This is a genomic window from Arthrobacter sp. C2 (assembly GCA_024207135.1).
Classification (GTDB): domain Bacteria; phylum Actinomycetota; class Actinomycetes; order Actinomycetales; family Micrococcaceae; genus Paeniglutamicibacter.
Genome location: CP042428.1, coordinates 4057105 through 4075229 on the forward strand (window position 1 = coordinate 4057105; position 18125 = coordinate 4075229).

The following is an 18125-nucleotide window of genomic DNA, read 5'->3' on the forward strand; positions in this document are numbered from 1 at the left end:
ACCAACGCGAGGAGATGCTCCCAACCGTGGACGCCGCGAACCAAAACCACGAAGCACTCGATGCTGCAGCCCGGGTGCCCAGCGCCGCGGACCTGGAAACCCTGTCCCGCCAACTGAACCGCCCGGTGCGCGACGTGGTGGAGATCGGTGCCCGCTGCGTCTGCGGGAACCCGCTGGTGGCCACCACGGCACCGCGGCTCTCCTCCGGGATCCCGTTCCCGACCACCTACTACCTGACGCACCCGGTGATCACCGCAGCGGTCTCGCGCCTCGAGGCCGCGGGGGTCATGAACGAGATGAACGCCGAGCTGGGCCAGGATGCCGAGCTGGCCGCCGCCTACGCGCGCGCGCACGACGAGTACCTGGCCGTGCGCGATGCCATTGGCGAGCGCTCCGGCACTGGGGCCGTCCCGGAAATCGCGGGGGTTTCCGCCGGTGGCATGCCCACCCGCGTGAAGTGCCTGCACGTGCTGGCGGGCCACTCGCTGGCCGCTGGCCCGGGCGTGAACCCGCTGGGCGACCGCGCCCTGGAGGCCATCGCCGAGTGGTGGACCAAGGACAAGTGCTATTGCGCCGGGGCCTGGGACACCGAGGGCCAGGCCCCCAGCCAGGACCGCTCGCGCCACGTGAAGACCCAGTCCGTGGACCCGGCCATCAAACAGGCCCAGCGGGCAGCTGCCCGCGCCGCCCGCGAGGCCGCGGCCAACGACCCGGCCTCCGGTTCCACCGAAGCGCCTGGCGCGTGAGCCGGGTCGCCGCGATCGACTGCGGCACCAACTCCATCCGCTTGCTCATCGCCGACACCCGCCAGACCCCGACGGGCCCGGCGCTGGAGGACGTGCTGCGCCAGATGCGCGTGGTGCGCCTGGGCCAGGATGTGGATGCCACCGGCGAATTCGCCCCCGAGGCACTGGAACGCACCTTCGCCGCGATTGACGAGTATGCCGAGATGATCCGCGAGCACGGGGCCACCCGCATCCGATTCGTGGCCACCTCGGCCACCCGCGATGCGGCCAACCGCGACGAGTTTGTCGCCGAGGTCCGCGCGCGCCTGGGAGTGGACCCGGAGGTTGTGCCCGGGGACACCGAGGCGGCGCTGTCCTTCGCCGGGGCCGCCTCCGTGGCGCCGGCCGCGCCGGGAACCCGCATCCTGGTGGTCGACCTGGGCGGGGGATCGACCGAGTTCGTGCTGGGGGATGAGAACGGGCCGGTGGCTTCCCGGTCCATGGACATGGGCTGCGTCAGGCTCACCGAGCGCTTCTGGCGCCACGACATGCCAACCCCCGAGACCATTGCTGCCGCCCGTGCGCAGGTCAACGCGGTGCTCGACGAGGTCCAGGAAACCGTCGACTTTTCCACGGTGGACCGGATCGTGGGCGTGGCCGGGACGATCACCACGCTCACCGCCGCCGCGCTGGGACTGGCGAACTATGACTCGAACCTCATCCACGGTGCCGAGCTGGGCATCGACAAGCTTGAAACCGCCATTGCGTTCATACTCGAATCCGACCGGGAAACCCGTGCCTCACTTGGCTATATGCACCCCGGCCGGGTGGATGTGATTGCCGCCGGCGCGCTGATCTACGGATGCATCCTGGAACGGGTCGCCGGCGCGGGTGCGGGCAGGATCGGCACCGCCACCGCCTCGGAGCACGATATTCTGGACGGAATTGCCCTGGGACTTGGCCCGGGGAACTAAGCACCGCAGCCCGAAACCCCCATGCGTCCCCCACGCCCCACGCTAGGAGAACACTTGAGCCAACGACTGCGCCGCATCGCCGCCACGGCATTGACCCTGGTGCTTGGCCTCACGGCCGCACTGGCCGTGGCCCCTGCTGCACATGCCGACGCGGCCCGCGACGGGGAATGGTGGCTCAAATCCTCCGGCATCACCAAGGCCTGGGAGGTCTCCAAGGGCGCCGGGGTCACCGTGGCGGTCATTGACACGGGCATCGACACCTCCCACCCCGACCTGCTCGGTGCGGTCACCGGGGGCAAGGACATCTCCGGCGCTGGCATCCCGGACGGCTCCAAGCCGTTGGGCACGCTGCCTGAGCACGGGACGCTGGTGGCCACGCTGCTGGCCGGGCGCGGCAACAACAGCGCGGCGATCGCCGAGGCCAAGGCCGATGCCGAGGCGCAGAAGAACGCCTACGAGCGGGCCGTCGCCTCCGCCAAGGAAGCCGACGAGGATCCGCCCCCGGCACCCGAGCCGATCGAGATCCCGAAGCCCGCCGCCGGGCCCGACGGCATGCTGGGCGTGGCCCCGGAGGCCAACCTGCTTTCGCTCTCGCTGTGGATGGGCACGGAGAACCCCGCCGGGATTTCCGTCGAGGAGCAGGTGCCAGCGGCCGTGAAGTGGGCCGTGGATAACGGGGCGAAGGTCATCAACATCTCGCTGGGTTCCACCCAGCCGGACTGGCCTACCAGCTGGGACACGGCGTTCAAGTACGCCGAGGACAAGGACGTGGTCATTGTCGCCGCGGCCGGGAACCGTGCCGGCGGCATGAAGCAGGTCGGGGCCCCGGCCACGATCCCCGGGGTGCTCACCGTGGCCGGCATCGACCGCCAGGGCAAGGCCAGCGTCGATTCCTCCACCGAGGGCATCAGCATCGGCGTGGCGGCCCCGGCCGACCCGCTGGTCGGCGGGCTGCCCGGCGGCGGCTACGCGGATTGGTCGGGTACCTCCGGCGCCGCGCCCCTGGTGGCCGGGGTCGCGGCGATGATCCGCTCCAAGTACCCGGAGATGAAGGCCCCGCAGGTCATCAACCGGATACTGGCCACCGCGCGAGATGCAGGGAAGCCGGGCATCGACAACCTCTACGGCCACGGCATCCTCGATGCCCATGCGGCGCTCACCGCCGACGTGCCGCAGGTGGAGGCGAACCCGATGAACACCATCACCGAATGGATCCGGGTGCACCGCCGCGGCGCACAGGTCAACGCCGGGCCCACCGAGGCCCCGGGCATCTCCACGGAGAAGTCCGACATCAAGCCCATCGCGGCCCCCGCGCCGTTGCCGCCGAGCGACGGCTCCGGATTCCTGCCGCCGCTGCTGGTGCTGGGCTTCGGCGGGTTGCTGCTGTTGACCATGCTGGGCGGGACCCTGCACTACACGCGTGCCAGGCGCCGGGTGGCCATCGCCGAATCGACCAAGAGCGCGCCGGTTTCGGCGCTGAAACTGGGCGATCGCACCGGTCGCAAGGACATCTTCGACGAGCTTCCGGAGTCCGGCGAAAACTCCTGAGGATGCGGGCCGAAAAGTGGTCTGCGCCACCCCTCGGTGTGTTAGTGAAGACTTTCACAAAGGGTGTTTTTGGGGATATGATGGGTACATGCCTATCACTCAACAATTTTCCGACCGCCCGCGCATTCTTGTAGTTGGCGGCGGCTACGTTGGACTTTACGTCGCAATGAAGCTGCAGAAGAAGGTCAAGGACCACGGCGGAATCGTCACCGTCGTGGACCCGCTGCCGTACATGACCTACCAGCCGTTCCTCCCCGAGGTGGCAGGTGGCCAGATCGAGCCGCGCCACGTCGTGGTGTCGCACCGCCAGCACCTCAAGCATGCCGAACTGATCAATGGCCGCGTCTCGGCCATCGACCACAAGAACAACAAGGCCGTCGTCGTGCCGGTTGTCGGCGAGCCGTTCGAGCTCGAGTACCGCGACGTGGTCCTGGCCGCCGGCGCGGTCACCCGCACCTTCCCGATCCCGGGCCTCGCGGATGAGGGCATCGGCCTGAAGTCCATCGAGGAAGCCGTTGCCCTGCGCAACAAGATCCTCGAGCGCATCGAGTCGGCCTCGCTGATGACCGACGCCTCCGAGCGCAAGCGCGCCCTGAGCTTCGTCGTGGTCGGCGGCGGCTTCGCCGGCATCGAGACCATCGCCGAGATCGAGGACATGGCCCGCCACGCCGCAGCCCTGAACGGCCGCATCGGCAAGGACGAGCTGCGCTTCGTGCTGGTCGAGGCCATGGGCCGCATCATGCCAGAAGTCACCGAGGACCAGGCGCTGTGGGTTGTCGACCACCTGCGCAGCCGCGGCATCGAGGTCCTGCTGAACACCTCGCTGGCCGACGCCACCGAGGGCAAGCTGGCCCTGATCAACATGCCGGACAAGTCCGCTGCCGAGACCTTCGAGTCCGACACGCTGATCTGGACCGCCGGCGTCATGGCCAACCCGATGGTTCGCTCCACCGACTTCCCGATCGAGCCCCGCGGCCGCGTCATGACCGGCACCGACCTGCGCATCACCGGCGAAGACGGCGTCGCCATCGAGGGCGCCTGGGCCGCAGGCGACGTGTCGGCAGTGCCCGACGTGACCGGCGGCCTGCCGGACGGCACCTGCGTGCCCAACGCACAGCACGCAGTGCGCCAGGCCAAGTTGCTGGCACACAACCTGTACTCCACCCGCTACGGCGTGGGCCAGGTCAAGAACTACAAGCACAAGAACCTCGGCGCAGTTGCCGGTTTCGGTGCGAACAAGGGCGTCGCCAAGGTCATGGGCGTCAAGCTCAAGGGCTGGCCAGCCTGGATGGCACACCGTGGCTACCACGGCATGGCCATGCCGACCTTCGAGCGCAAGTTCCGCGTTCTGGGCGACTGGATGGTGGCGCTCTTCTTCACCCGCGACTCGCTGCAGCTGAACAACCTCGAAAACCCGCGCTCCACCTTTGTGGAGGCAGCAACCCCGAAGCCGCGCGCCTAGCAGTTACGAGCGGAGGCGGTGGCACCGTGCCACGGATCCCGGGCCCAACGTGATAGGCCCACGGCCCGGGATCCGCGAACGACGGTGGCGCCGCCCCTTCCCATGCCAGGTACATGCTACGTTTCCCCAGAGTGGGAACGTTCTTGTACGCTTGGTCGGGTAGGCCCCCATGGTGGAACTGGTATACACGGCTGACTTAAAATCAGCTGCCGAAAGGATTGTGGGTTCGAGTCCCACTGGGGGTACCGAGTGAATGGCCCCTGCTTCCCTGTTTTTTACAAGGAAGCAGGGGCCTTCGCTTTGCCCAAAACTACTGTTTAGCCCACATTTTGCCCACGGTTGGAAATGAATCGCCACGATTCTCGGTTGCCACGCGGCTCCCCACGTGGTTTCTGCGGACTATGAAGTAGCAACGAGCGGTGCCCTCCAGAACATCCCGACGCGGATACATGCAATGTCACGACCTGAACGATGGCCGGGTGCTGCAATGACGTTCGCGAACAGATTGAATGCCTGTTGCTCGAGGTGGGCAAGGGCGAAATCAGCGCAGAATGCGACAGCGCTGGCAGGAGGTGTTTGCATGGTTCGTTCCACCAGAACCCTTGATCCGCGGAAGCCGTTTTGAAAGGTTTGAGTCACGGTTGAAGCCGGGGGATCTCCATGCCTTCCGGGTCCGCCGTTGATCGATCGATCTTTCGTTGAAAACTGAGACTCGCCGTTATCTGCCTGTAATCAATTACTCCTTATATTCTAGGGTTTTTTGGGTTACGTTCCTAAGTAGCCGAGGTGCCTTGGCCGCCCATCGGGCCACAGCCTAGAGGGCATACTTTTGAGGGGAATCAACATGATCGCTCCACCACGATCGCGTTTTACTCGAGGGGGCCGTTTCCTGGCCGTCGGGGCCGCACTTGCCCTGACCGCCACGGCATGCGCCGGAGGAGGCGGCAACGAACCCAGCGCCTCACCAACGGCAACGGGCTCTGCACCGGCGGCCGAAGGCCCGCTTAAGCTTGGAACGCTGCTTCCGAGCACCGGCAACCTTTCCTTCTTCGGCCCACCCATGACCGCCGGAGTGGACCTGGCAATCAAGGAAATCAACGAAGCAGGTGGCGTGCACGGCGAGGACGTCACGGTCATGCACCGCGACTCGGGCGACACCACGACGAATATCGCCACGCAATCGAGCACCGAAATGCTCGGACAGAATGTCTCAGCCATCATTGGCGCAGCTTCTTCCGGCGTCACCAAGACCGTGATCAACCAGATCACCGGTGCCGGCACACTGATGATGTCCCCGGCCAATACGGCTCCGGAATTCAGCACCTGGGACGACAAGGGCCTGTACTGGCGCACCGCTCCATCCGATGTCATGCAGGGCCGGATCCTCGGCAACGTCATGGTCGGCCAGGGTGCAGCGACGGTGGGCATGATCGTGCTCAACGATGCCTACGGCACCGGACTGGCCAAGAACATCCGGATGGCGGTCGAAGCGGCAAACGGCGAAATCGTCGTCGAATCGATGTTCAACGAAGGGGACTCGCAATTTTCGTCCCAGGTCGACGAGGTCGTCGCGGCAAAGCCCGATGCCATTGCGATCCTGAGCTTCGACCAAGCCCGTTCCATCATCCCGCTGCTGATCCAGAAGGGTGTCGACCCCACCACCATGTACTTCGTGGATGGCAACATCCTTGACTACTCGAAGGACTTCGACAAGGGGACCCTGGAAGGGGCCATGGGCACCCAGCCGGGATCCTTCGCGAAGACCGATTTCAAGACGCGGTTGGAAGCTGTCAACGACTCGCTCAAGGACTGGAACTACGCGGCCGAATCCTACGATGCCACCACGCTGATCGCGCTGGCCTCCACCGTTGCCAAGTCCAACGACGGCGCGGCCATTGCGGCCCAGCTGCAGGCGGTCTCGCGCGACGGCGAGAAGTGCGGGGACTTCGCCTCGTGCAAGAAGTTGCTCGACGAAGGCAAGGACATCGACTACGACGGCGTTGCCGGGCCGGTGACCTTCGACGAGAAGGGCGACATCACCGAGGGCATCATGGGCGTCTACCAGTACGACGGCAACAATGTGCCAAAGCCACTGCGTGAGGAGGCCGGGGCCGTCTAGACGGCCCCAAGCACCCCGGCAGGCACGCAAGGAGAGGCCGAACCGACTTGATGTCGGTTCGGCCTCTCCTTGCGTGCCTGCGCCCGGCGCGGGCAGTGGCGTTGCTATTGCGGTGCGGGCGGCGGCGTGCCGCCTTCGGACTCCTCGCGTTCCACGGTCTCGGCCAGGTTGCCCAGGTAGAGCTGGATGACCTTGGGGTCGTTGAGCAGCTCGCGCCCGGTGCCGGTGTGCGCATCGCGGCCCTGGTCAAGGACGTAGGCGCGGTCGCAGATCTGCAGGCATCGCCTGGCATTCTGCTCGACCATGATGACGCACACGCCGGCCCGGTTGATCTCGTGGACCCGCAGGAAGGTTTCGTCCTGCCGGACGGGGGAGAGACCCGCCGAAGGCTCGTCGAGCAGCAGGACCGCGGGTTCCATCATCAGCGCCCTGCCCATGGCCACCATTTGCCGCTCGCCGCCGGAGAGCGAGCCGGCACGCTGGTTCCGGCGCTTGCCCAACTCCGGAAAGAGCGAGGTGACGAACTCGAAGCGCTCGGCAAAGTCCTTGGGACGCTGGAAAATGCCCATCTCCATGTTTTCCTGGATGCTCAGCGCCGGAAACACGTTGTTGGTCTGCGGCACGAATCCCAGCCCGCGGGAAACCAGCTTGTTGGCCTTGAGTCCGGTCAGGTCGGCCCCGTGGACGACCACGTGCCCCGAATGGACCTTCACCAGCCCGAACATCGCCTTGAGCAGCGTCGACTTGCCGGCCCCGTTGGGACCGATGATGCCGATCAGTTCACCCTGGCGCGCCTCGAGGTTGCAGCCGTTGAGGATGTTGACCCCGGGCAGGTAGCCGGCGACCAGGTCGGTCACGCTGACGACGGCGGCTTCCGCTTCGGTGCTCATGGCTGCCTCCCATGGGGGTCCTGGGTGTCCGGCTCGTCATGCACGGCCAGGAGTTCTCCCGCGTCTTCGGTGCCGACAACGGATTCGGCATCCTCGCTCAAGACGTCTTCCAAGCGTGCGACGCCCTCCGGGGCACCCAGGTCGACATCGTGGTGGGCACCCAGGTAGGCGTCGATGACCGCCTGGTCCTGCATCACTTCCTTGGGCGGGCCCTCCGCCACCACGCGGCCCTCGGCCATCACAATGACCCAGTCGGCGATGTGGCGGACCACGTGCATGTCGTGTTCCACGAAAAGCACCGTGGTCCCGGTGGCCTTGAGGTTCTTGATGTGGTCGAGCAGGGATTGGGTCAGGGCCGGGTTGACCCCGGCCATGGGCTCGTCGAGCATGACGAGCCTTGGTTCGGCCATCAGTGCCCTGGCCATTTCCAGCAGCTTGCGTTGGCCCCCGGAAAGCGATGCGGCATAGTCTTCGCGTTTCTCGGCCAGCTTGAACATGGCCAGCAGGGAATCGGCTGTGCGGGTGAGCTCGGCCTCGCGCTCCCGCCACAGCCAGGGAAACATGGCCCTCCACAGGGCTTCGCCGGGCTGGTCGGCACCGCCGAGGCGCATGTTTTCGATGACGGTGAGCTTGCCCATGACCTTGGTGAGCTGGAAGGTGCGGACCATGCCAAGGCGCGCCACCCGGTGGGGGCGGATCCCGGCAAGGTTTTTTCCGTCGAAGGTCCACGACCCCGAATCGGGGGTGTCGAAGCCGGTGAGCAGGTTGAAGAACGTCGTCTTGCCCGCGCCGTTGGGGCCGATGAGCGCGGTGATCTTGTGCCGCGGGATTTCAACATGGTCCACGTCCACCGCCTTGAGGGCACCGAACGAGCGGCGCACGCCATCGGCGATGATTATCGGGTCGCGCTTCTTGCAGCCGGGTGCGGCCGGCCCCACGGCAATGGGACCGGTGTCATTGAACGGGGAGGTGTCCGGGTCCTGGCCGGTGGCGGGCCCCGGCGGAATTCGTTGCGGGTCACTCATGAGAAAGCGAGCTCCTTCTTGTTGCCCAGGATTCCTTGCGGGCGGAAAATCATCAGCAGCATCAGGGCCACACCCACCAGGATGTAGCGCAGCTGGCCGGCCTGGGCGCTGGAGAGGAAGGTGATGTACCCGGCCTCGATGAGCCCCAGCAGGATGCCCTGGGTCAGGGAGAGCACCACCCAGAAGATCATGGCTCCGAGCACCGACCCGAAGACCGTGGCCATGCCGCCGAGCAGCAGCGCCGTCCACAGGAAGAAGGTCAGCTCCGAGCCGTAGTTGGCCGGTTGCACCGCCCCGGTGGGCAAGGTGAACAAGATCCCGGCCAGCGAGCCGAACAGGCCGCCGATGACCAGCGCCTCCATCTTGTAGACGAAGACGTTCTTGCCCAGCGAGAGCACGGCGTTCTCGTCCTCGCGGATTCCCTTCAGCACCCTGCCCCACGGGCTGCGCATCAGCGCCCACACGATCGCGGCGCAGAGCAGCACGATGCCCCAGGCGACAAGGGTCACCCAGAGGCTGCGGTCATTGAAATTCAGCGGACCCACTGGGTAGTCGCCGGGAGGGAAAGGGCTCAAAGCGTAGAAGCCGCGCTCGAAGGTGGCCAGGCCGTTGGCCGACCCGGTGACGTTGGTCAGGGAATTGGTGGTGACGATGTAGCGGACGATCTCGGCCGCGGCGATCGTGACGATGGCCAGGTAGTCCGCGCGCAGGCGCAGCGTGGGAATGCCCAGGATCAACGCGAACAGGACCGAGGCCACGAGTGCCACCAGCAACGCCACGGGCAGCGGCGCGCCAAAGGTGAGCGTTGAGATGGAGAAGCCGTAGGCGCCCACGGCCATGAAGCCGGCCTGTCCGAAGTTCAGCAGGCCCGCGTAGCCGAAGTGCACTGCCAGTCCCAGCGCGGCGAGCGCATAGGACGCGGTGATCGGGCTGACGATTTCCGTCAAGGCATTGGTGAAGATCGCTGCGAAGTCCATGATGGGTTCCTTTCCCCTAGCCCACGCGCTCGCGGCGGCCCAGCAGGCCCTGCGGCTTGAACAGCAGCACGAGGATCATGACCGCCAGTGCACCGACGTATTTCAAATCGGCCTCCAGCCAGATCGTCGAAATCTCCACCATGAGACCGACCAGCACAGAACCGATGAGCGCCCCGAACACCGTGCCGAGTCCGCCCAGGGTCACCCCGGCGAAGATCATCAGCAGGATCTGCTGGCCCATGTTGAAGGCGACACCGGGCCGGTAGTACGCCCAGAGGATTCCGCCGAGTGCGGCAAGCATGCTGCCGACCACCCACACCATGCGGATCACGCGGTCCACATCGATTCCCGAAGCCGCGGCAAGCGCCGGGTTGTCGGCCACGGCGCGTGTCGCCTTGCCGAACCGGGTCTTGAGCAGCAGCAATGCCACCGCGATGATCACCACCAGCGAGACCACCAGGGAAACCAGCGTGTTTCGCGAGATCGAAACCCCCAGCACCACTAGGATCGGGCTTTGCGCCGAGGGCAGTTGTTCGGTGGTTCCGCCGAAGAAGAACAGGATGATGTAGCGCATGGCCAGGGCAAGCCCGATGGAGACGATCATCATGGGCACCAAGGCCGAGCCACGGCGCCGCAGGGGCTTCCACAATCCCCAATCCTGCAGCCAGCCCAAGGCCCCGCCCAGCAGGACGGCAACGACCAGGGCCGCCCAGAGCGGGAATCCCCAGGCCGAGAGCGCGAAGGTGGACACGGCGCCGAAGGTCACCATTTCCCCGTGGGCAAAGTTGGTCAGGCCCGTTGTTCCGAAGACCAGCGACAGCCCGACCGCGGTCAAGGCCAGGAGCAACCCAAAACTCAAGCCGGCCACCGTCCGCTCGGCCAGGATCGAACCGAAGCTCCTGGTGGCAGCGGCCGCGTTCTCGCCGACCTTGAATATGACACCCATGTTGGACGAGGTGCCGAATTCCACGATGCGCGGGTTCGCCTCCCCCTCGCTCAGGGGCTTGTCCGCGGGCAGCGTGGCGACGTCCAACAGGACCTCGTAGGTTCCCTTTGCGGGAACGACGATGACCCACCGGCCATCCTTGTCGGTTGTCGCCTCCGCACTGAAACCGGTGGTTGAGCTCGCCGTGATCCGTACGCCCTCGATCGGAACGGATCCATCGCGGAGGGTTCCACGGATCGTCAGTTCCTGCTTCTGCAGCGGCGCCTGGAGCTGTCCGGCCGCCGATGCCGATGCCGAGGGCATCGCCAATGCCGGCACTGCCGAAGCGAGGGCCAACCCCGCGAACAAGGCGATAAGCCCCACGACCCCCACCCAGCGGATCACTGCTGCGTTTGCTTGACGAAACACGGTGCGAGCCCTCTCGTCGTAGCGTGGCCCGGCAACCACAAGCACCGGACACGGGAGTGACTTATGTCACTCACGTGTGCCCATCGTAGTGCCGCGGAGGTGTGTAGCAATACGGTTCGGCGGCGATTGCTTGGGGGAAACGGTAACGGTCTGGTTAAGGCCGGAATTCCGGAGGCTGCGCGGCCGGGGCGATATCCGGATCCGGAGCCAGGTGCGCGGAGGGGTCCGGGTCGGTCCGTTGCCCCGAGGGGTGGCACGCACCGGCGCCCGATCCCGAGCAAGGGCGAGTGGGCCCGTCTCGCCATTTTCCACGCGCAACCGGGGGAGCGGCTCGAGTCTGTGGATGCCGGTCCGCCGGTTGAAGCGGGGTCACGGGTCTCCGGGCGAAGTCGCTCGGTTGTGGGCTCTGGCCCGATCGCTGCACGGGAAACCGCGAATATCGGCAAGGTTGCGGCACCTGAAAACCATGAACCGCAAACTTAAACCCAAAAAGGTCCTGATTTGGGGATTTATTGGTCTGCACCGAACGTTGAACCAACGTAGGCTATTTACTAACAACCCTACCGAGGAGAAACACCATGGCCCTGGGCGGAAACCCGGTCTTTAAGTCCAAGAACTACCGCGAGCAGACCCGTGCGGCCGGCGCCACGGGTGCCGCGTCCACCACCTATGCTCAGCCGATGAGCGCACAGGCCCTGCAGGACCTGTACTCGCAGCCTTCCGCGTCACCGCAGGAAACCGGCCGCATGACCTACGCCGACGTCATCAACAAGACGATGCTGAGCCTCGGCGTGGTCCTCATTGGCGCGGCCATCGGCTGGCAGCTGCCGGCCCTGATGCTCGTCGGCGCACTCGTCGGCCTGGGCCTGGGCCTGGTCAATTCCTTCAAGCGCCAGCCCTCGCCGGCGCTGATCCTGCTCTACGCCGGCTTCGAGGGCCTGTTCCTCGGCGGCCTCTCGGGCGTCTTCGAGAACATGTACCCGGGCATCGCCGTCCAGGCCGTGCTCGCGACATTCTCGGTCTTCGCCGTGACCCTGGTGCTCTACCGCTCGGGCAAGTACCGCGCGACCCCGAAGATGACCCGCATGTTCATGATCGCGATGATCGGCTACGGCGTGTTCTCGCTGCTGAACTTCGGCCTGATGATGTTCGGCGCCGTCGATGGCATGTTCGGCATGCGCAGCGGCATGCTGGGCGTCGGCATCGGCGTGCTCGCCGTGCTGCTGGCCACCTACGCACTCGTGCTGGACTTCACCAACATCTCCGAGGGCGTGCGCCAGGGCGCACCGGCCAAGGCCGCCTGGACCGCCGCATTCGGCCTGACCGTGACGCTGGTCTGGCTGTACGTTGAGATTCTGCGCATTCTGGCTATCCTGCGTGGCGATGATTAGTCATTCTGCTGTGTGACCGCGGGGCAGTACCCATGATTTGGGTACTGCCCCGCGGTTTTTCTGCAATATGTGCGTCATCTATGCCGCACCGGCAACTTTCAAGGGATAACGTATGTTCATGGCATTGACAGGCAGCAAGGGATCGACCGGGAAGACGGCGCGCAGGCTCGCGACCCCCGGGCCCCTTCCCCGAGGAGTCAAGGCATGAAGCTGCCCCGCCCCCTGCGGCGCCTGGCCGCGGCCACCGAAGCGGTGCAGCAAAGCGCCGCGGCCACCAAGCAACGGATGGCCGCCTCGCCCGAGGCCGAGGAGAACCCGGCGATCATCTACGCCGCCCATGCCGAGGCCGAGGACCTGCCCTACGGCGTGCGGATCGCCGCGTCCTGGTCCTGGCGGTTGATCGTCATCGTGCTGGCCGTGGGCATCGCCGTCTGGTTGCTGTCCCACGTGTCCCTGCTGGTGATCCCGCTGATGATCGCGGCCCTGCTGGCCGGGCTGCTCAGCCCCGTGGTGAAGTTCCTGACCCGCACCCTGCGTTTCCCCAAGGGGCTTTCGGTCGGGGTGACCATGGTTGGTTTCCTGGCGGTGATCGTCGGAGGCCTCTCCATCGTTGGGCAGCGGCTGGCCAACGGCTTCGCTTCCCTGTGGGCCCAGGCACTGACCGGCATCGCGCAGATCCAGCACTGGCTCTCCACCGGCCCGCTGGGGTTGAGCAACCAGGACCTCGACACGCTTTTCCAAGACGCCCTGAACACGCTCAAGAACAACTCCTCGTCCATCCTCTCCGGTGCGCTGTCCTGGGGCACCACCCTCGGGCACCTGGTGACGGGCATGCTGCTTGTGCTCTTCTCGCTGATCTTCCTGCTGCTGGATGGACCGCGCATCGGGCGCTTCTTCATCAACCTGCTGCCGCGCCGTGCCCGGGCCGCCGCCCACGGTGCCGGCCACCTCGGCTGGGGCTCTATGGTCAGCTACGTCCGCGTCCAGCTCTTTGTAGCCTTCATCGACGCCGTGGGCATCGGCGTGGGCGCCCTGATCCTCGGGGTGCCGCTGGCCCTTCCGCTGGGCGTGCTCGTTTTCATTGGCTCGTTCATCCCGGTCATCGGTGCACTGGTCACCGGGGCCGTGGCCGTGCTGCTGGCCCTGGTGGCCAACGGCTGGGTCAACGCGCTGATCATGTTGCTGGTGGTGCTCTTCATCCAGCAGGCCGAATCCCACATCCTGCAGCCATTGGTCATGGGCAAGGCCGTGAGCCTGCACCCGCTGGCCGTCGTCATGGCCGTGGCCGGCGGCTCCATCGTCGCCGGCATCGCCGGCGCCCTGTTTGCAGTCCCGGTGCTGGCCGTGGCCAACACCGTGGTGAAGTACATTTCTGACCGGGGCTGGGAGCACGATCCGCTCTTTGGCCCAGAGACCGCGGCCGTGGCGGCCGTGAACGGTTCACGAATTACCAAGCCGGTCCGCTCCGCGGAACCGGCTCCCGCCGACCTTGACGGAGAAGAACCAGACCCCGGTTCCTGATCCGCACCTGCACCGCCCACCCCCGGTCCAAGGTCATGGCCCCGAAAGACTTCCATTCCTGATTGCACCGCGTGTGAACACGCCCAGAAGAAAGCCGCTCCCATGATCCAGAAGACCCAACTCCCGGTGAGCCTGTCCGACATCGAAGAGGCCCGCGACCTGCTTGAGGGTGTGGCCGTCCGCACGCCGATGGAGCACTCGCGCGCGCTGTCCCTGGACATCGGCTCCGAGGTCTACCTGAAATGCGAGAACCTGCAGCGTGCCGGTTCCTTCAAGGTCCGCGGCGCCTACGTGCGCATGGCCAAGCTCACCGCCGAGGAGCGCGCCCGAGGCGTCGTGGCGGCCTCGGCAGGCAACCACGCCCAGGGCGTGGCCCAGGCCGCCCGCCGACTGGGGATCAAAGCCCGGATCTACATGCCGCTGGGCGTGGCACTGCCCAAGCTCACCGCCACCCGCGACCACGGGGCCGAGGTCATCCTGCACGGGCACAACGTGGACGAGGCGCTGGCCGAGGCCGAGCGCTACGCGACCGCGACCGGTGCGGTGTTCGTGCACCCCTTCGACAACCCCGACATCATCGCCGGGCAGGGAACCATCGGCCTGGAAATCCTCGAGCAGCTCCCGGACGTCGACACCGTGCTGATGGGCGTGGGCGGCGGCGGCCTGCTCGCCGGGGTCGCGGTGGCGATCAAGACACGTGCCAAGGAACTGGGCCGGGACATCAAGATCATCGGGGTGCAGGCCGAGAACGCCGCCGCCTACCCTCCCTCGCTGGCCGCCGACGCGCTGGTCCCGCTGGACACCGTGCGGACCATCGCGGACGGCATCGCCGTGGGCCGCCCGGGCCAGCTGCCCTTCCAGATCATCCGCGAACTGGTCGACGAGGTGGTCACGGTCTCCGAAGACGGCCTGGCCCGCGCCCTGGTCTTCCTCATGGAACGCTCGAAGCTGGTGGTCGAGCCGGCCGGCGCCGTGGGCGTGGCCGCGCTGCTCGAGGGCAAGCTGGCGGAACTCGGGATCACCCCCGCCAAGACCGCGGTGGTGCTTTCCGGCGGCAACATCGACCCGCTGCTGATGCTCAAGGTCATCCAGCGCGGCCTCTCCGCGGCCGGGCGCTACCTGACCGTGCGCATGATGCTTGATGACCGTCCCGGCGAGCTGGCAACCATTTCCCGGGTCATCGCCGAGTCCGATGCCAACGTGACGCGCCTGGACCACACCCGCGTGGGCGGATCGCTGTCCATGGGCGACGTGGCGATCACCATCGACATGGAGACCAAGGGGCATGTGCACTCGGAACTGGTGCTCAACAACCTGCGCGCCGAGGGCTTCCAGCCCATGATCATGGGCTGAATCCCGACCGCAAACGACAACGCCCTCCAGGTTCCTGCTTAGGCGCAGGAACCTGGAGGGCGTTTTTTGGCGGGCCGGAGCAGGCGTTAACGACCGATGGCCGCCGATACGTCCACCCCCCGCTCTTCGCCCCGATGGGGCAAGGGCGGAATCCGGGTGAAGGATCAACGGCCACCAAGCCGAGTCCCGCGCCATGGCGCGGGGAAGTGCATTAAACGCTGTAAGGCTTGCAGGAAACGATCTCGACGGTGATTTCCTTGCCGTTCGGTGCGGTGTAGCTGAGCGTGTCACCGGACTTCGCGCCGTGGACCGCGGCGCCAATCGGGGAGCGCTCCGAGTAGACCTCCAGGTCGGTGTCCCCGGCTACCTCGCGGCTGCCAAAGAGGAAGGTGGTCTTGTCGCCGGCGATGATTGCCTCGACCAGCATGCCCGGCTCGACGATTCCGTCATCGGCGGGAGCTTCGCCCACGTGGGCGCGACGCAGCAGGTCCTTGAGGTACGTGATGCGGGCCTCGGCCTTGCCCTGCTCTTCCTTGGCCGCGTGGTAGCCACCGTTTTCCTTGAGATCGCCCTCGGAACGTGCCTGCTCAATGCGGTCAACGATCTCTGCACGGCCCGGGCCCGAGAGGTGCTCGAGCTCGGCGGCAAGGCGGTCATAGGCCTCTTGGGTCAGCCAAACAACTGGTTCGTGATTGGTCGTGGTCACGTGATACTCCTTGTGTAATCAGGGCCGCTATTCCCTGGGGAACAACATGCCGAGACGGTCCCGCCCGATGATGCGACGAACATCTTGCAAGCAAAGACCCCGCACAGCAGGTGAAGAACTTTGTCCGTCACGGTCTGTAGCGGGGCATTAACGTATTAGAAAGATATTAGCCGCAATTCGGCTATTTACCCAAGAGTTTGAGCTTTTGGCGTAGCGGCGCGTCGTGCAGTCGAAACATTCAGCGACGCCCCGGATGCGGTGGTCCCGCGGTGGTCAGGAGGCCTTGAGCAACCGGCATTCCTCGACGCCTGCGGTGGTGGCCAGGGACTCGGTGCGGAGCTTCACATCGAACCTGGTGGTCGTCATGCCCTTGCCCTCGGTGGGGCCCACGACCAGCGTCTTCCAGCCAACAATCGCGTAGGACTCGTTCAGCGCCCGGATCTCGCACTGGACCGTGTCGCCGGCATCCTTGGAGATGTCCACGATCGCGGTGGCGCTGGTGGGGGAGTGGACCATGAAGGAGTTGTCCTTGAATTCCACCTTCGAAGTGGTGGCGGTGGCCAGGTAGAACGCAGCCACGATGCCAACGGCCAGGCCGAGGACGATCAGCGTCTTGCGGGTTCTTTTGGCCAGGCCGCGCTTGGGCGAACCGTACCTATTCGTTAAGCTGGACAATGGCGCCTCTTTCGATTCATGGGCGTCGCGGCCGGGAAATCATCCCTACCAGTCTAAGCCTTGGCAAGGGGAACCCTTCACCGAGCATGAGGAAGTTGGAGTCACCTAGGTGGAAGTACGAAACGTGGAGCATATCGCTGATTCATCGGGCCTGCGATTGTTGGCGGTCCATGCGCACCCCGACGACGAGGCGTCCAAGGGCTCGGCCACCATGGCGGCATATGTTGCCGCCGGGGCAAGGGTGATGGTGGCAACCTGCACCGGCGGGGAACGCGGGGACATCCTCAACGCGGCCGTCGGGGAACTCGCCCACGCGCACCGCGACCTGACCGGAGTGCGGCGCACCGAGATGGCAGAGGCCGCTGCGGTGCTGGGCATCGAACACCGCTGGCTCGGATTCACCGACTCGGGGCTGCCCGAGGGCGATCCGCTGCCGGAACTCGACTTCGGCTCCTTCGCGCTGCAGCCGCTGGACCGCGCATCCGCCCCGCTGATCAAGCTGATCCGCGAGTTCAAGCCGCACGTGATCATTGCGTACGACGAAAACGGGGGATACCCCCACCCCGACCACATCCAGGCGCACAAGGTCGCCGTGCATGCCTTCGCGGAAGCCGCCAAGGCCGACAGCTCCCCGGAACTGGGCGAGCCCTGGGAAACCTCGAAGCTTTACTACGACCGCGCCTTTGCCCCCGAACGTTTCCGGACCCTGCACTACGCGATGGTCGATGCGGGCATCGAATCGCCTTATGCCGAGCGCGTTGCCGCCTGGGAGGAACACCCGGAAGAGCAGTTCTTCGGGTGGGTCTCGCCGCACAAGACCACCACCCAGGTGCACTGCGCCGACTTCTTCAAGCAGCGGGACCGGGCGCTCCTGGCGCACCGGACCCAGATCGATCCGACCGGATTCTTCTTTGCCGTGCCCGAGGCAATCTACGCCCAGGCATGGCCGTGGGAGGATTTCACCTTGATCAAATCCGCGGTTCCCACCACACTCCCAGAGACCGACCTGTTTGCCGGTCTAAGATAGGTAGCGTGCCGGTGAATCCGGCCGCCAACTTTTTCAGAAAGAGCCCCACGCGTGTATTCGTTCCTGCTGTATGCAGCCTCCGTTAGTCCGTCCCCGGTACCCGGCGCGCCCGTGGGGGACGCCGCCCAGAACATCGGCCCGGGCTTCGTTGGCTTTGTTGCCACCGCAGCGGTCGTCATCGTCACCATCTTCCTGATCCGTGACATGACCCGCCGCATCCGCCGCGTCCGCTACCAGGGCGAGGCCGAAGCCCGCCAGCAGGAGCTGGTCGAAAAGGGCAAGGACATCCAGCCCGACGAACCGGGCGACACCCCCGCGCGCTAAGCGCGCTTGGCCATCCAAGGCACGGCCCCGGCGGACATTCCTCCGCCGGGGCCG

Annotated in this window: 17 protein-coding genes and 1 tRNA gene; 11 read left to right on the plus strand and 7 right to left on the minus strand. The window is 66.0% G+C overall.

What is annotated here, in order from left to right:
- Window positions 1-14: 14 nt before the first annotated feature.
- The 5 genes from FPY90_RS18600 (at window position 15) to FPY90_RS18620 (ending at window position 4954) form a co-directional block, all read left to right on the plus strand.
- The gene (locus FPY90_RS18600) at window positions 15-746 is read left to right on the plus strand and encodes a DUF501 domain-containing protein (protein WP_071215430.1); all 732 of its coding nucleotides are present in this window, start codon (window positions 15-17) and stop codon (window positions 744-746) included.
- Window positions 743-1699: a Ppx/GppA phosphatase family protein gene (locus tag FPY90_RS18605; protein WP_498682695.1), complete on the plus strand. Its 957-nt coding sequence runs from the start codon at window positions 743-745 to the stop codon at window positions 1697-1699. The genes FPY90_RS18600 and FPY90_RS18605 overlap by 4 nt, the downstream gene beginning before the upstream one ends.
- 54 nt (window positions 1700-1753) lie before the next feature.
- Window positions 1754-3247, plus strand: coding sequence for a S8 family serine peptidase (locus tag FPY90_RS18610; protein ID WP_071215432.1), 1494 nt, complete (start codon window positions 1754-1756; stop codon window positions 3245-3247).
- A gap of 88 nt (window positions 3248-3335) precedes the next feature.
- Window positions 3336-4709 carry an NAD(P)/FAD-dependent oxidoreductase gene (locus FPY90_RS18615; RefSeq protein ID WP_071215433.1) on the plus strand — a complete coding sequence of 458 codons (1374 nt, stop codon included), beginning with the start codon at window positions 3336-3338 and terminating at the stop codon, window positions 4707-4709.
- Window positions 4710-4872: 163 nt separating this feature from the next.
- Window positions 4873-4954, plus strand: a tRNA-Leu gene (locus FPY90_RS18620).
- Window positions 4955-5108: 154 nt separating this feature from the next.
- Here FPY90_RS18620 and FPY90_RS18625 read toward each other — a convergent pair.
- On the minus strand, window positions 5109-5348 hold the full coding sequence (locus tag FPY90_RS18625; protein WP_498682696.1) for a hypothetical protein: 240 nt from the start codon (window positions 5346-5348) through the stop codon (window positions 5109-5111).
- Between the two features lie 205 nt (window positions 5349-5553).
- On the opposite strand from FPY90_RS18625, the gene FPY90_RS18630 reads away from it, so the two are divergent.
- Window positions 5554-6828 carry an ABC transporter substrate-binding protein gene (locus FPY90_RS18630; protein WP_071215434.1) on the plus strand — a complete coding sequence of 425 codons (1275 nt, stop codon included), beginning with the start codon at window positions 5554-5556 and terminating at the stop codon, window positions 6826-6828.
- Between the two features lie 104 nt (window positions 6829-6932).
- On the opposite strand, the gene FPY90_RS18635 is transcribed toward FPY90_RS18630, so the two are convergent.
- From FPY90_RS18635 to FPY90_RS18650, 4 genes are read right to left on the minus strand one after another with little or no spacing between them, the layout of a single operon-like run.
- Complete coding sequence (locus FPY90_RS18635; protein ID WP_498682698.1) at window positions 6933-7718, minus strand: ABC transporter ATP-binding protein; 786 nt, start codon at window positions 7716-7718, stop codon at window positions 6933-6935.
- On the minus strand, window positions 7715-8743 hold the full coding sequence (locus FPY90_RS18640; protein WP_498682700.1) for an ABC transporter ATP-binding protein: 1029 nt from the start codon (window positions 8741-8743) through the stop codon (window positions 7715-7717). Before FPY90_RS18640 ends, FPY90_RS18635 begins: the two co-directional genes overlap by 4 nt.
- Entirely contained in the window at window positions 8740-9720 is a 981-nt protein-coding gene (locus FPY90_RS18645; RefSeq protein ID WP_498682702.1) for a branched-chain amino acid ABC transporter permease, read from the minus strand. Before FPY90_RS18645 ends, FPY90_RS18640 begins: the two co-directional genes overlap by 4 nt.
- Window positions 9721-9736: 16 nt before the next feature.
- Entirely contained in the window at window positions 9737-10969 is a 1233-nt protein-coding gene (locus FPY90_RS18650) for a branched-chain amino acid ABC transporter permease (RefSeq protein WP_175475502.1), read from the minus strand.
- A gap of 683 nt (window positions 10970-11652) precedes the next feature.
- Between FPY90_RS18650 and FPY90_RS18655 the strand changes: the two genes are divergently transcribed.
- The 3 genes from FPY90_RS18655 (at window position 11653) to ilvA (ending at window position 15339) form a co-directional block, all read left to right on the plus strand.
- Window positions 11653-12465 carry a Bax inhibitor-1/YccA family protein gene (locus FPY90_RS18655; protein WP_071215437.1) on the plus strand — a complete coding sequence of 271 codons (813 nt, stop codon included), beginning with the start codon at window positions 11653-11655 and terminating at the stop codon, window positions 12463-12465.
- Window positions 12466-12669: 204 nt separating this feature from the next.
- Complete coding sequence (locus FPY90_RS18660) at window positions 12670-13986, plus strand: AI-2E family transporter (RefSeq protein WP_071215438.1); 1317 nt, start codon at window positions 12670-12672, stop codon at window positions 13984-13986.
- Between the two features lie 102 nt (window positions 13987-14088).
- Complete coding sequence (gene ilvA, locus FPY90_RS18665) at window positions 14089-15339, plus strand: threonine ammonia-lyase (protein ID WP_071215439.1); 1251 nt, start codon at window positions 14089-14091, stop codon at window positions 15337-15339.
- A gap of 211 nt (window positions 15340-15550) precedes the next feature.
- Here ilvA and greA read toward each other — a convergent pair whose 3' ends face one another.
- Together greA and FPY90_RS18675 are read right to left on the minus strand one after the other, a co-directional pair.
- Window positions 15551-16045 carry a transcription elongation factor GreA gene (greA, locus tag FPY90_RS18670; protein WP_071215440.1) on the minus strand — a complete coding sequence of 165 codons (495 nt, stop codon included), beginning with the start codon at window positions 16043-16045 and terminating at the stop codon, window positions 15551-15553.
- A 273-nt stretch (window positions 16046-16318) separates the two neighbouring features.
- Window positions 16319-16720 carry a DUF4307 domain-containing protein gene (locus FPY90_RS18675; RefSeq protein ID WP_083411314.1) on the minus strand — a complete coding sequence of 134 codons (402 nt, stop codon included), beginning with the start codon at window positions 16718-16720 and terminating at the stop codon, window positions 16319-16321.
- A 133-nt stretch (window positions 16721-16853) separates the two neighbouring features.
- Here FPY90_RS18675 and mca point away from each other — a divergent pair, with 133 nt between their 5' ends.
- The gene (gene mca / locus FPY90_RS18680; protein WP_175475503.1) at window positions 16854-17747 is read left to right on the plus strand and encodes a mycothiol conjugate amidase Mca; all 894 of its coding nucleotides are present in this window, start codon (window positions 16854-16856) and stop codon (window positions 17745-17747) included.
- Between the two features lie 51 nt (window positions 17748-17798).
- A complete protein-coding gene (locus FPY90_RS18685; protein ID WP_071215442.1) occupies window positions 17799-18071 on the plus strand; it encodes a hypothetical protein in 273 nt (90 codons plus the stop codon).
- The last annotated feature ends 54 nt before the right edge of the window (window positions 18072-18125 follow it).

Excerpts from the sequence above, each read along its gene's own strand:
- FPY90_RS18640 (WP_498682700.1), bottom strand. The coding sequence starts at position 8,743 with ATGAGTGACCCGCAACGAATTCCGCCGGGGCCCGCCACCGGCCAGGAC.
- FPY90_RS18660 (WP_071215438.1), top strand. The coding sequence starts at position 12,670 with ATGAAGCTGCCCCGCCCCCTGCGGCGCCTGGCCGCGGCCACCGAAGCG.
- FPY90_RS18615 (WP_071215433.1), top strand. The coding sequence starts at position 3,336 with ATGCCTATCACTCAACAATTTTCCGACCGCCCGCGCATTCTTGTAGTT.
- ilvA (WP_071215439.1), top strand. The coding sequence starts at position 14,089 with ATGATCCAGAAGACCCAACTCCCGGTGAGCCTGTCCGACATCGAAGAG.
- FPY90_RS18600 (WP_071215430.1), top strand. The coding sequence starts at position 15 with ATGCTCCCAACCGTGGACGCCGCGAACCAAAACCACGAAGCACTCGAT.
- FPY90_RS18630 (WP_071215434.1), top strand. The coding sequence starts at position 5,554 with ATGATCGCTCCACCACGATCGCGTTTTACTCGAGGGGGCCGTTTCCTG.
- FPY90_RS18635 (WP_498682698.1), bottom strand. The coding sequence starts at position 7,718 with ATGAGCACCGAAGCGGAAGCCGCCGTCGTCAGCGTGACCGACCTGGTC.
- FPY90_RS18645 (WP_498682702.1), bottom strand. The coding sequence starts at position 9,720 with ATGGACTTCGCAGCGATCTTCACCAATGCCTTGACGGAAATCGTCAGC.
- FPY90_RS18650 (WP_175475502.1), bottom strand. The coding sequence starts at position 10,969 with ATGCCCTCGGCATCGGCATCGGCGGCCGGACAGCTCCAGGCGCCGCTG.
- FPY90_RS18655 (WP_071215437.1), top strand. The coding sequence starts at position 11,653 with ATGGCCCTGGGCGGAAACCCGGTCTTTAAGTCCAAGAACTACCGCGAG.